Annotated in this window: 11 protein-coding genes and 2 CRISPR repeat arrays; of the genes, 4 read left to right on the top strand and 7 right to left on the bottom strand. The window is 63.6% G+C overall.

Going from position 1 to position 12,829, the window contains the following annotated elements:
• Positions 1-81: 81 nt before the first annotated feature.
• Positions 82-309, top strand: a complete 228-nt coding sequence (locus LB310_RS10080; protein ID WP_087190831.1) for a helix-turn-helix domain-containing protein — start codon at positions 82-84, stop codon at positions 307-309.
• A gap of 122 nt (positions 310-431) precedes the next feature.
• On the opposite strand, the gene LB310_RS10075 is transcribed toward LB310_RS10080, so the two are convergent.
• On the bottom strand, positions 432-662 hold the full coding sequence (locus LB310_RS10075) for a hypothetical protein (protein ID WP_301155020.1): 231 nt from the start codon (positions 660-662) through the stop codon (positions 432-434).
• A 173-nt stretch (positions 663-835) separates the two neighbouring features.
• On the opposite strand from LB310_RS10075, the gene LB310_RS10070 reads away from it, so the two are divergent.
• A complete protein-coding gene (locus tag LB310_RS10070; RefSeq protein ID WP_301155019.1) occupies positions 836-1,996 on the top strand; it encodes a GNAT family N-acetyltransferase in 1,161 nt (386 codons plus the stop codon).
• A 98-nt stretch (positions 1,997-2,094) separates the two neighbouring features.
• Positions 2,095-3,589: direct repeats of the CRISPR family, unit length 32 nt; unit sequence GTCGCGCCCCATAGGGGCGCGTGGGTTGAAAC.
• 198 nt (positions 3,590-3,787) lie between these two features.
• On the opposite strand, the gene LB310_RS10065 is transcribed toward LB310_RS10070, so the two are convergent.
• The 5 genes from LB310_RS10065 to LB310_RS10045 all read right to left on the bottom strand — a co-directional run bounded on the left by LB310_RS10065 (position 3,788) and on the right by LB310_RS10045 (position 7,761).
• On the bottom strand, positions 3,788-4,018 hold the full coding sequence (locus tag LB310_RS10065) for a zinc-ribbon domain-containing protein (protein WP_301155018.1): 231 nt from the start codon (positions 4,016-4,018) through the stop codon (positions 3,788-3,790).
• On the bottom strand, positions 4,000-4,779 hold the full coding sequence (locus LB310_RS10060) for a TetR family transcriptional regulator (RefSeq protein ID WP_301155017.1): 780 nt from the start codon (positions 4,777-4,779) through the stop codon (positions 4,000-4,002). The genes LB310_RS10065 and LB310_RS10060 overlap by 19 nt, the downstream gene beginning before the upstream one ends.
• Positions 4,780-4,919: 140 nt before the next feature.
• On the bottom strand, positions 4,920-5,141 hold the full coding sequence (locus LB310_RS10055) for a hypothetical protein (RefSeq protein WP_301155016.1): 222 nt from the start codon (positions 5,139-5,141) through the stop codon (positions 4,920-4,922).
• A gap of 13 nt (positions 5,142-5,154) precedes the next feature.
• A complete protein-coding gene (locus tag LB310_RS10050; protein WP_301155015.1) occupies positions 5,155-5,382 on the bottom strand; it encodes a DUF4332 domain-containing protein in 228 nt (75 codons plus the stop codon).
• Positions 5,383-5,532: 150 nt separating this feature from the next.
• Positions 5,533-7,761, bottom strand: a complete 2,229-nt coding sequence (locus LB310_RS10045; RefSeq protein ID WP_301155014.1) for a molybdopterin-dependent oxidoreductase — start codon at positions 7,759-7,761, stop codon at positions 5,533-5,535.
• A gap of 525 nt (positions 7,762-8,286) precedes the next feature.
• A CRISPR array of direct repeats spans positions 8,287-9,330; the repeat unit is 33 nt; unit sequence GTCGCGCCCCTCGCGGGGCGCGTGGGTTGAAAC.
• Positions 9,331-9,504: 174 nt separating this feature from the next.
• On the opposite strand from LB310_RS10045, the gene LB310_RS10040 reads away from it, so the two are divergent.
• Together LB310_RS10040 and LB310_RS10035 are read left to right on the top strand one after the other, a co-directional pair.
• Entirely contained in the window at positions 9,505-10,755 is a 1,251-nt protein-coding gene (locus tag LB310_RS10040; RefSeq protein ID WP_301155013.1) for a HipA domain-containing protein, read from the top strand.
• A gap of 387 nt (positions 10,756-11,142) precedes the next feature.
• A complete protein-coding gene (locus LB310_RS10035) occupies positions 11,143-11,637 on the top strand; it encodes an aminoglycoside nucleotidyltransferase (RefSeq protein ID WP_039689008.1) in 495 nt (164 codons plus the stop codon).
• 71 nt (positions 11,638-11,708) lie between these two features.
• Here the strand turns inward: LB310_RS10035 and LB310_RS10030 are convergent, their stop codons facing one another.
• A complete protein-coding gene (locus LB310_RS10030; protein WP_052241584.1) occupies positions 11,709-12,791 on the bottom strand; it encodes an IS1595 family transposase in 1,083 nt (360 codons plus the stop codon).
• Positions 12,792-12,829 lie beyond the last annotated feature (38 nt).

Below are 12,829 nucleotides of genomic sequence, written 5' to 3'. Positions count from 1 at the left end.
CCGCCGGACAGGGCGGAAACGATTTCGTCAAGGTCACTCACATGTGACTATGACGAATAGTCTAGCGCATACCCTTGGCGCATGGGAGTGACACAGGACAACAAATACGAGCGGCTTGGGAAGTCGATCCGCGAGCAGCGCTTGGCGCAGGGCCTCTCGCAGCGCAAGCTCGCGGGCATGATCGGCCAGCCCAACTCCCACACCTACATCACCCGCGTCGAGCAGGGAAAGATCAAGATCGGGCTCGAGCAGCTGGGAAGGATAGCGGACGCGCTCGGCGTGGAGGTGCGCGACCTCATCGATTTCTGACTGCGTTTCGGCTCGGTACCAGAAACTGCTCAGAAGCGTTGGGATGGAGAGCATCTCGCCTGCCTCCGGCGCTTCGGGCATGCATCGGGGCTATCCCGCCGCCTCGTAGGCAGGCTCATAGGCTAGGTTGCCGCGCTGATCTTCCAAGAGTCCGCGTCGATTCGACGTGATTCCTCCTCCATCTCGTGCGCGTACCGGTCAATCTTCGGCTTGAGCGATTCGAATCCCGCCGGGCTCGCCTTCACGCCGGCGAAGTCGTGTCTGACCTTCAGGCTCGGAAACCCCGCCATGCAGGTCATCTTAACGGCCGTCATCGCTGCCGCGACTTCGCCGGAAGGGGCGCTTTTCGGCATCAGATGCTCTTTCTGTCGGGTTTCGGTCTGAGGCTATGCAGTCCGTCGTGCGCTTTCGATGGGTCGTCGTAGCAAGGCGCTCGCCCTCATCGGCTCCGGGAGCCCCGTTCGCCGCACTGCCACGTGTTAGAATGGCGTTCGCAACCGTATCCCGCCGACGAAAGGCGCAGACGTTGAAGATAGCCATCAGTTCCTGCCTGCTGGGAGAGCCCTGCCGCTACGACGGGAGGTCGTGCCCGTCCGAGGCCGCCCGGCTCCTGCAGGGCTTGGACAGCGTCGAGCTCGTGCCCGTGTGCCCGGAGGTCCTCGGCGGCCTGCCGGTGCCGCGGCCGCCGAGCGAGATCGACGCCGCCGAGCGCGTCCTGCGCGTGACGAGCGCGGAGGGCGCGGACGTCACGGCCGCTTTCATGGCCGGCGCGCAGGCGGCGCTCGAGGCCGTGGGGGAGGGCGGCTGCAAGCTGGCCGTGCTGAAGGCGAAGAGCCCGTCGTGCGGATGCGGCCTGGTGTACGACGGCACGTTCTCCGGCACGCTCGTTCCCGGCTACGGCGCCACGGCGCGCCTGTTGCGGACGGAGGGCGTGCGCGTGGTCGATGAGGAGCAGCTGGCGGCCGTGCTCGCCTCCTCTGCCGCGCGGCATCCCGATGCCCTTCCGGCCCTGTTCGCCGAGACGTCTGCCGCCTGCCCCGTGCTCCAAACCGAGCGGCTCGTGCTGCGCGCCATCGGGCTGGAGGATGCCGAGGACGTGTTCGCCTACTGCTCCGATCCCGATGTGGGCGCCGACGCCGGCTGGCCCGTGCACCGCACGCTCGATGACTCGCGCGCGTTCATCGAGGCCGTGGCCTGCGAGCCGCACGTGTTCGGCGTGTTCGAGAAGCTTTTCGCTGCCGACGGGGCTGACGGTTCCGACGGCGCCGTATCGGAACCGCGCATGGGTCCCTGCATCGGCTCGGTCGGGCTCATCCCCGACCCGCAGCGGCGCAACGTCGATGCCCTCATGCTGGGGTACTCCCTGGCGAAGCCCGCCTGGGGCCGGGGCTACATGACGGAGGCGTCGCGCGAGGTTATCCGTTACGGTTTCGAGGAGCTGGCCCTCGGCCTGATCTCCTGCACGCATTACCTGTTCAACGATCGCTCTCGACGCGTCATCGAGAAGTGCGGCTTCGAACGCGAGGGCATCATCCACGCCGCCGAGCCCGCCCCCGACGGCACCATGCAGGACCTGGCGACGTACTATCTGACGCGCGTGTCATGGGAGGCGGCCTCGCGCGAGAGCGCGCCGCTCTGCGCGAACCCGAAGCTCTGGCAGTCCACTCAAGAGGTTCGCGCAGAATGACACGTCCAGAGGGGTAGCTTGCTGGTTGCGCAAGGTGCTACGCATCTTGAAAAATGAATACTATAAGTGAAAAATGCACTATCCTGCATAAACTGCCAGTCGCGCCCCATAGGGGCGCGTGGGTTGAAACCACATTTCGCACACCGGGCGGTGCTGACAATCGGTCGCGCCCCATAGGGGCGCGTGGGTTGAAACTGGTTGGGTGGATGGAGGAGGGAGGAAGTATTAGTCGCGCCCCATAGGGGCGCGTGGGTTGAAACCATGCCGTGTCGAACCTGACGATCCTCCATCGGCCGTCGCGCCCCATAGGGGCGCGTGGGTTGAAACCAGCCGTCTACGTGCGTCGGGCGGCCCATGGCGTCGTCGCGCCCCATAGGGGCGCGTGGGTTGAAACCGAGCAGCGCGACGAGCTGGCGGGTTTCCTCAATGTCGCGCCCCATAGGGGCGCGTGGGTTGAAACGCCGATGCGCTTGCGGGCGAGATACTCAAGCCGTTGTCGCGCCCCATAGGGGCGCGTGGGTTGAAACTACGTGGATACGATGCTCTACATCGTCAAGCATTAGTCGCGCCCCATAGGGGCGCGTGGGTTGAAACGTGTTTCCGAGGGAGGTGTCTAGCCATGATCGATGTCGCGCCCCATAGGGGCGCGTGGGTTGAAACACGGCGTACCGCCCCTCTTGCCCGGATCGCGCGCGTCGCGCCCCATAGGGGCGCGTGGGTTGAAACTTGATCTCCACGCTCACGACGCTGATGCCGTAGGGGGGTCGCGCCCCATAGGGGCGCGTGGGTTGAAACCGCTTCGTCGATACCGTCCACGAGGATAAGCGCAGTCGCGCCCCATAGGGGCGCGTGGGTTGAAACCAGCGCGTCGTGCTGATGGCCCCCGACGATGACGAGTCGCGCCCCATAGGGGCGCGTGGGTTGAAACCCATCGATGACGTGATCGAGGACGAGCAGGAAGAGTCGCGCCCCATAGGGGCGCGTGGGTTGAAACCGAAACACTCTCGTGCACGCACACGCGGTGCCCGGTCGCGCCCCATAGGGGCGCGTGGGTTGAAACTCCAGCTTTTTCTTCGTGGCGCGAATATCGTCGGGTCGCGCCCCATAGGGGCGCGTGGGTTGAAACCCTGGACGGACTCTTCCGGGGGCTACCCGAAGCAGAGTCGCGCCCCATAGGGGCGCGTGGGCTGAAACTCGAAGCTCGATATCGCGAACGACCTTTTGAGCGGGGTCGCGCCCCATAGGGGCGCGTGGGTTGAAACGAGCGGGTTTGCTTGAGCCGCCTCCTGGGCATGGTCGCGCCCCATAGGGGCGCGTGGGTTGAAACTGCGCCATCGTCGCTGTATACGGCTCTATCATCGTCGCGCCCCATAGGGGCGCGTGGGTTGAAACAAGTGTTTGCGGCAGGTCATCCGCTGGTGGGTCAAGTCGCGCCCCATAGGGGCGCGTGGGTTGAAACACAGCCTGCGAAGGCGAAAACGCCGTGGCGGTTGCCGTCGCGCCCCATAGGGGCGCGTGGGTTGAAACCCGGGTGGTGATCCCCGCGTCCTCACACGCCTTCGTCGCGTTCCGCAGGGGCGCGTGGGTTGAAACTTGGACGTCGCCGGTGGCGTGTGGGACGACCTCGCCGGTCGCGCCCTATAGATGCTCATGGGTTGAGACATCCGCTTCGTGCTCGCTAAGGCGGCTATTCATGCCGGGTGGTATCTCCGAGAGGGGTGACTGCTGTGGGCAGCTAAGCAGCCTAAGAGACGGCTCGTGCGAACGGGGTTGACGTCCCAGCTTGCCGCACTACTTAGCAGGCTCGCCCGATCCTGTCGTTCCGTGCGCCTTGTTCGTCCCATCCTTCTTCGTCGTGCTCGCCATCATGTCAGAAGGGCGATGCAGGAACGTGAAGCACTTCGGGCAGCTCACGGCGTTGTCGGGCACCGGCTCGCCGCATTCGGGGCAGCGGCCGTCGTCGATGCGCTCGCCGCTTCCGTCGGCCATGCATGCGCCGCACATTACGCAGGGGATGCACATGGGAAGCCTCCTTCCGCTTGCGGTTTCACTATCTCATCCGGCATGCCACCGATCTCCCTCGCGGCTTTCTCGACCTCCTGCCGTATGAGCGCGGCTAGGGAGTCGTGCACCACGTTCTCGAAGGGGAGGATGTCGCGCGCCGTGCGTCGCGCCGACGTGTAGTTCAGACGCTCCACGAAGCGCGACAGGAACGCGCCGGTGTAGAACTCGGCCAGGAAGTCGACGCCCGCGTTGCCGGTCAAGCGCTCGCGCACGGCCTGCCGAACGAGCGGGGCCTGCTCGTCCACCCCGCGGTCGATCAGGAACAGGATGTCCTCCCTGATGACGGGAATAAACAGCTGGTGCAGGTAGAAGTCGAGCGTACCCGGGCCGCGCGTGGAGAACATGCGGCGGTAGTACGTCCGCCGACGCTCCAGCGAGTAGGAGAGCGCGGCGAAGAAGGGGGCGTTGTAGATGCGTCCCGAGTCCTCGATCTTGCGCGCGTAGAACGGGAACGCAGCGAGCGTGCTTTCCGGGCTGCCTGTCTCCCACACCAGCAGGTCCTCGGGGAACTTGTCCAGCAGGCCGCACGCCAGGTCATAGCGGAAGAGCCACACGACAAGCTGCTCCTTGTCGCCGAAATGGTAGTAGAACGTCTTGCGGTGCTTGCCTGCCTGCTCGGCGATCATGTTGACGGTTATGCGCTCGGCGGGCATGGTTTCCACGAGGCGCACGAACGCCTCGGCCAGGCGGAGCTTCGCATCAGGACGCTTCGGGCTCATGGCTACCTCGTTGGGACGTGGCTGCGGCGTTGCCAGGCTGCAGCCACGTGGGTGGCTGCGGACTCCATGATAGCGCGGAAGTTCCCGCAGCGGTGCGGCATGCTGCGGGAACTTCCGCTCTTGCGGGGAAGGGCGCCCGGCTAGGCGCCCGGGCCCGGGGTTCCCGGCGCCTTCGGCGGCGCGGGGGATGTCGGCGCCCCGGGCGCGGCGTCGACAGGGGCGCCCGGCGGTGCCGCAGGTTTCGGCTTCCTCATCACCGCCCCGCACTCGGGGCAGGTTCCGTCGGGGTTCGGCTCGGCGACGATGTAGCAGCTGGGGCATACCACCTCGCCCGCCTCCGCCGTGGGTGGTCTGAAGCACACGGCTGGGCCTCCTTTACCATTCGCAGTTCGACATGAGTATGAAGTTGCCGGCGGTCGAGGACCATTCCTCCAGCTTGAAGGGGTCGACGCCGGTCTTCTCCGAGAGCTCCGCACGCGAGTTCGCGTACTTGGCCACGTCGTAGAACTCTTCGATGGTGGCTATGCCCAGCTCCTTGAGCTTTGCCACGGCGTCGGGGTCGATTCCGAAAAGCTTGTCGAGATCGGCAGCCATTGCGATCATCCGCCTTCCTGTTGGTTCGCGCGCCCCCTCGGCAGTGCTGCCGAGGGGGCGTCTCGTGTGCCGGGTCGCGCGCGTCGCAGCCCGGCGCCATCCGGTTTCCGCGGCGCTCGTGTGCCGGGCGCCGCGGGGCTTGGCGTGCGGGAAGCGGGCCTACCGGTCCTGCTCCTCGCACTTGTACACCTTTGCGGCCACGCCGGTTTGCTGCCAGGCTCCGATGAGCTGGTCGAGCGAGTCGGGGTCGTCGTCCAAGAGCACGTTCGCGTTCGATTCGAACGCACCGAACAGGCTCGGCAGGGCTTGGTCCTTCTCCGGGAACCACCAGTCGTGCTGCACGCTGATGACGCGCGGGTCCACGATGGACGTCTTGCGGGCGCGCTGCTTGATGCGGCCCATGTGCGTCTCGATCCAGCACCAGTCGCCGTCGCGGATGTCCAGGTCGATGGCCGTGTCGGGGTGGATGTCGAAAATCGGGTCGGGATGCAGGTCGCGGTAGGGTCCCGGCTGCCGGTGCTCGGAGTGGTAGAACGGCAGGAAGCGAGCGCCCGTGATCATGACGAGCGGGTAGACGCCCTCCCATTCGGGATGCTTCTCCACGCTCGACGCCGGGTACTCGAACGCCGGCAGCGGGTCGAAGGGCAGCCCGGTCTCGCGCGCCAGGTCCTCGATGACCGAGGAGTACAGCTCCACCTTGCCCGACGGCGTGAGGAACTTGTAGCCGGGCTCCTTGTACTTCTCGAACTTCTTCTGGCCGGCCATGTACTTCACGTCATGGTAGAACTTCTCGTGCGTGAGCCCCATGGGCGCCAGCTGGAAGTCCAGCATGTCCTCGGCCTTCGGGCCCCACCACTTGTCCTCCTGGCCCAGGCGGATGGCCAGGCCGTAGAAAAACTCGTAGTCGTCGCGGAAGTCCACGTCGGCTCCACCCTCGAAGCGTTCCAGCACGCGCGCCTGCGCACCGAAGTACATGGGGCGGTGGTTCATGACGGCGTAGCAGTTGTCCGGGCGCTCGAGCCACGTGGCGGCTGGAAGCGCGTAGTCGGCAAGCGCCGCGGTGGGCGTCATGAAGTAGTCGTGCACCACCAAGAGGTCCAGGTTCATGAGGGCCTCTACCACGAGCTTCGTGTTCGAGAACGCCATGACCGGGTTGTCGGCCTGCACGATGAGGGCCTTCACCGGATAGGGGTCGCCGTCGCGCATGGCGCGGAACAGCAGCGGCGCGTTGCTGTACGGGTAGAACGACGGGTAGGCCTGCGAGATGACGTCCCAGCCCTTGAACGTGAGGCCGGGGAAGCGGTCGTTGCCGATCATCTTGTCGCGCTGCTCCTGCGGGAGCGCGTAGTGCTCGTAGAACGCAGGGGGGAAGCGCGACGGGGGCGCCAGCTGGTCGCCGCCCTTCTTGTCGATGTTGCCCGTGATGGCGCGCAGGATGGCCTTGCCGCGGATGGCGCTGGAGGCGTTGATGCCGCTCGCGTCGCCGCCCTTCTGGCCCCACGGCAGGCAGGCCGGCTTCGTGGTGGCGTACATCCGGGCCGACTCGCGAATCTTGTCGGCGGGTATCCAGGTGATCTCGGCCACCTTCTCGGGCGGGTAGTCCTTGGCGCGCTCGCGCAGCTCGTCGAAGCCCACGCACCACTCGTCCACGAACTCGTGGTCGTAGAGATCCTCCTCGATGATGACGTTGATCCAGCCGAGCGCGAGCGCCGCGTCGGTGCCGGGGCGGATCTGCAGGAACAGGTCGGCCTGCTGGGCTACCTCGCTGAAGCGCGGGTCGATGACCATGAGCTTGGCGCCGTGCTCCTTGCGGTTCGTGTTCACCCAGTCCCACAGAAGCGGCTCCGACGCGATGGTGTTGCGGCCCCACAGCACCACGAGGTCGGCGTTCACCCAGTCCGACTTGTCGGAGCAGAATCCGCCGTAGGTGCAGGGCTCGAGCCACATGTCGCTGGAATAGCAGATGGTGCCGTTGCCGCCCGTGTTCGGGCTGCCGAACAGGTTCGTGAACTTGTAGTGCAGCCAGCTCCACGTGCGTGCCGTGCCCTCGGTGAAGGCGAGTGTCTCGGCCCCGTACTCATCGCGCAGCTCGGCCAGCTTCTCGGCTATCTCGTCGAAGGCCTGATCCCAGGAGATCTCCTCCCACTGGCCGCCGCCGCGCTCGCCCACGCGCTTGAGCGGCTTCTTCAGGCGGTTCGGGTTGTACACGAACCCCTCCAGGTAGCGCTGCTTGTCCAGGCGCGAGCACGTGTAGCCCTTGTTGTGTGGGCAGTCCGGGTCGCCCTCGATGTTCGTGATCCTGCCGTTCACCTTCGTCACCAGCACGCCGCAGCGCACGTGGCAGAAAAAGCAACCGGCGCGCAGTACCTCAACCTTGTCCTCAGCCATGAGCCCTCTTCCTCTCGTCTCTTCGATTGGCGGCCGTGCCCGGCCGTCGCAGCCCGATCCCGCTCCTTTCCGCAAACGAGGCCCGCCTTCATGTTGACCGCCCGCCTGCTGGCGCCTGCGAGCGCAAACCTTCGGAAACGCCGTGGAAGTGCAACTAGGAAGTGATGTTGAGTGCAGTATGGCCGGCGCGGTGCGGTGGCGCCATGTCCAAAAGGGCGCAGGAGGATAGGATTGGGAATACCGTGTTGATAGGGTAAGCGATGGGCAGGAGTGGCTTCCTTTTGGGTGATGCGAGCTCGTACGTTCTTGCTTGTTCTATAATGAACTTGAGTGAATTCGAGGGTAGCTATGAGTTCGGGCGCCCTCGATCCACTAGTGCGCGAACCCCAAGCTATGGGGATCCACACGTGAGGTTCGCGCATGAATCGAGTCATTTTGGGTCGATGGTTGCTGGGAGGGTTCTGAGGCAGCTTGAAAAATTGCATATATCATGCAATTTGATTCAGAATTATGCATGAAGTGACAGTCGCGCCCCTCGCGGGGCGCGTGGGTTGAAACTTAATCCTGCTGCTGGTGCATCGATTATCGGCGCGTCGCGCCCCTCGCGGGGCGCGTGGGTTGAAACGGTGGCAAAGCCACGAACATGTGGCGTACAGCAACGTCGCGCCCCTCGCGGGGCGCGTGGGTTGAAACTTTGTACGAAACGCCCCGTGTCGATTGCCGCGCGCGTCGCGCCCCTCGCGGGGCGCGTGGGTTGAAACCTCCAGAAGCGCGAGCGGCCAATCGTCTGCGAGCCGTCGCGCCCCTCGCGGGGCGCGTGGGTTGAAACGACATGATGGACGAGCCGCGCGTTCGCAAGGAGGTCGCGCCCCTCGCGGGGCGCGTGGGTTGAAACACGGGATGCACCAACTACGCCTACCAGTACGCGCCCGTCGCGCCCCTCGCGGGGCGCGTGGGTTGAAACTCCCTAATGGCGCTGATAATGTCTATACCGCTCGTCGCGCCCCTCGCGGGGCGCGTGGGTTGAAACGCAAGATGCCCCGCCTGCCGTTCGCATCGGGGAACCGTCGCGCCCCTCGCGGGGCGCGTGGGTTGAAACAGGAACACCGAGACGGCACGGCAACGCTTCGCATGTCGCGCCCTTCGCGGGGCGCGTGGGTTGAAACACGATGCCGTCCATGTGGTTGCCGAGGAACTTCGGTCGCGCCCCTCGCGGGGCGCGTGGGTTGAAACTCCGTCGCCGTCGATGTCCTGCCGTAGCCTTCGGTGTCGCGCCCCTCGCGGGGCGCGTGGGTTGAAACATGGCGGGCGCGCCCGCGCGGCTCGGCTCGGTCGGTCGCGCCCCTCGCGGGGCGCGTGGGTTGAAACGACCTGATAGCAGACCCGGACATACCGTAAGGAGAGTCGCGCCCCTCACGGGGCGCGTGGGTTGAAACATTGGACCTCCTACTTGTCGATCAGGTACTGCTCGTCGCGCCCCACACGGGGCGCGTGGGTTGAAGCACCGCATGCTGCACAACGAGAAGTACACCGGCGTGTTGCACCCTTCGGGGGCGCGTGGGTTGAAATGCCGCTGCGCTAGCTTCCGATAAAACGAGTGATAGGCCTCGGCCTCTGCGAAGCTACCTGATTTGTCACTGCTGCAGTTGCGAAAGGGCTGTGAATTGGGTGCGCATCGTAGCGGTATCGCGCTCTTAGCACCGGTTTCGACAGACATTTGCGTCCCCATGCTACAATGCGCTCATGATGCGCGAGAGCGACATATACGAGCTGCGGCTGTTCGATCGGATCCTGATCGTCTTTCGCATGTCGCGCGGCGAATACGGTGATCTTTCAGTTGAGGTTCTCTCGGCAGACTCGTCGGCAAGTAGCCTTCTTCCGTTGTCGTTCGATGGAGAGCCAACCGACGAGCGTCTCTTCGAATGGATTCGTCGACGGCGCATCCCGAAGAATCGCGCCTATGTTGACGAGATACTCAAGTCGTGCGGCATCGAGTCCGACGATGCGAAATCGATCATCGATGTGAGCAAGGGCCTTTCGCTCAACGATTCCTATTGGGTTGTTCCTCGAGGCTTCGAGGGTTCTTTTGCCGAATGGAACCTCTATGAGAATGAGATGAGCGCCGCTTTGCAGCTTGTCGCGTACACGGGTGTCGCTTCAAACGCGCTTGCCGACGGCGGCATCCCAAGCGAGCTCACCAACAGCGGCATGTTCCCCAAGGCATGGCGGGCGGAAGGACCTAAGCGCATCCTGTACAAGGCTGGTCATCTGTTCGAGGGTGCCAACGTTGGCAAGGAGCCCTACTCGGAATACCTTTCCTTCCAGATCGCGCACCGCGTGGGGATCGACGCGGTTCCGTATGACCTGGCCCTATGGAAGGGGAAGCTCTGCTCCACCTGCGAGCTGTTCTGCTCGAAGGGCGTCGCGTTCGTACCTTTCGGCTTTGCGGTGCCCACCGAGCGTTTCAAGAACATGAACTTGCGCGAGGCTCTCGCGTATTTTGCAAGCCTCGGCGAAGAGGCGCTCGAGAGGTTCAAGTCGATGCTCGTATTCGATGCTCTCATCTGCAACGAGGATCGCCATATGGGGAACTACGGCGTGCTGCGCGATAGCGCCACAGGCGCCGTAAAGGGGATGGCTCCGCTGTTCGACCATAACGTGGGACTGTTCGCGGGTGCGATGCCCGACGAGCTGAATGTGGATGCCATGATGCGGAAGGCATCGATCGGCCGCGGCGCGTTCGCCCCCTCGCTCGACGAGCAGGCGGCTCTTGTTATCGGTCCGGTGCAGAAAGCGCAATTGGAGCGGCTTGCCGGATTCGTTTTTGAGCGTCATCCAGTCATGGATGAGTTCGACGAAAGCGATGCTCGCAACTATTTCAGCGACGAGCGGTTGAGATGTTTGGATAACTATATTGCACGTCGCGCTGCAATGCTGCTTGTATTGCCGACTGTCGATCCTGGTAAGATTTTGAAGGACGTGGCAGAGAGGTAATTGCCGTGCAAGGTGGTATAAACTGGTTTTGTCGCACAAATGCGTGGATTGAAATATAGAATGGGTTAAGTGTTTTACGGTGGGAAGCGCGTCTTGTAGACGCGCTTCCCATTTTTGTATATACTACGAGTGCCATAGTGAATAATCACTTTACACATTCTATAAAGGAAATAAAATGAAGGGTAAGCTAAAAGTGCGATTCAGGTCATGGTTCTGCAAGATCGGGATATGTGTTTCCTTTCGTGCTACGCGCCAGAAAAAATAATGATTACGGTCAGGTTCTTGCCTGCGAGTCCCAGTATAGCGTTGTGTTAGACCACTTTGGATACTGGGACTTTTCCTATAATCTTTCTTGCTTAAATAGCAGGCGAAAGCGAAGGAGCTCCTATGGTCACCAAGGATGATGCGTGTTGGATAATCGGCCTTTCCGCAGGTGCGGGCATTGGCGTATATCTTGATGGCGGCTGGGGCGTCGATGCGCTTGTCGGGCGTGAGACCAGGGCTCATAACGACATCGACCTGTTCGTTCAGCGCGGGGATTACCAAAGGTTCGTGGATCTAATTGCTGATGAGGGGTTTTCCGAGGTGGCTGCATCTTTCACCACCGAAGATCACACGGTGTGGCAAGACGAGGCGGGGCGCATCGTCGACCTGCATTGCTTCGATTTCGCCGAGAATGGCGATATTCTGTATCAGGGAGATCGTTTTCCCGGGGAGGTCTTTTCGGGGAGGGGGCGCATCGGCGAGGTGGAGGTGTCGTGCATCGACCCCGAAAGCCAGCTGTTGTTTCACTTGGGCTATCAGCATGACGAGCACGACGTCCACGATGTCATGCTCCTATGCCGTGAGTACGGTTTCGACGTTCCCGAAGAATATCGCTAGCTGTTGCTTTTTGCATCGGGTCACGACTTCAGCGCTTGCCGCAGATGCGCTGCGCCAGACCGCCCTGGACATCACGCCACGCCGTATATGGCCCTCCGCGCACGCGAGTCCCATTTCGCCTGCTTGATCCAGTACTCGTAGAACGGATAGGGGGTCACCTTGTACTGGCGCCAGGTCTTCTCGTACGTGCCGCGGGCCGCCTGCCTCACTATGAGCTCGGCGAGCTCGTCCGCGCTCCTGCGGACCTTGAAGCACCACGTCCACTTGAACCAGGCGAGGTAGTTCTCGAGGCGTCTCGTGGAGACGCCCCGGAACCTGCCGATGAAGTGCCTCATCTGGGAGTGGAGGCTGTTCACCCTGTTGATGGCGTGCTCCTCCCTCTTGCTGGCGATGTGCTCGCCGACGCCGAGGGCGGGCAGGACGCGGCGGTACACGTGCGCACGGTCCGTCGAGATTATCGCGCCGACCGCGAGCTTGTCGGCGAGCAGCTCCCTGGCTGCCGCCTCGTCGAGGCCGCCCCTCCCCGCGATCTCGTAGAAGATGTCGCCGGCGTCGTTGATGCCGGTGAGCACGCATATCTTCTCGTGCCCGTCGGTTCCCTGCGACCTTGCGCGGGGCTTCCTGGGCACGCCGGACTCCGACCTGGAGCGGTTTCCCTTGAAGCTCTCCCTGAAGAAGCACTCGTCGAGCTCGGCCCCGCCGCCGGCCTCCACGCGGAAGGCGGGCATGCGCTTGGCCATGGCCTCGAGCAGCCTGTGGCGCATGAAGAACGCCGTCTTGAGGCACACGCCGCACTTTTCCGCCGACTCGCGCAGCGGGAGCATGTCCACGTGGCACTCCGCGAACCTCATCCAGGCCGACCTGTCGAGCTTGGTGGTGGAGAAGATGCGCATGGTGGCGTCGGTGAAGGTCCTGGCGCACCCTCGGCAGAGGAACCGCTGACGGCCGCGCCCGTCTCGCCCCCTCTTCACGTAATGCGGGGAGCCGCACCAGGGGCAGGCTCTGTCGGGATCGTCTTCCGCCCCCTCGCTTGCCGCGAGGTCGAACAACTCCGCGTCTATCAGCGCCTTGAGCGATCTCAGGGCCCTGCTCTTCTCGGCAGCCGTCATCTGCGGGAGGAACTGCCTCGTCAGCTGGGTGAGCACGTCTTCCATTGCAACCTCCATCTTTCCTGATGATGGAATTGTCGCAA

Origin of the sequence: Gordonibacter sp. RACS_AR49 (assembly GCF_030418435.1) — a bacterium.
In the GTDB taxonomy this organism is placed as follows: Bacteria; Actinomycetota; Coriobacteriia; order Coriobacteriales; family Eggerthellaceae; genus Gordonibacter; species Gordonibacter urolithinfaciens.
This window is presented reverse-complemented; position numbering and strand designations above follow the sequence as displayed.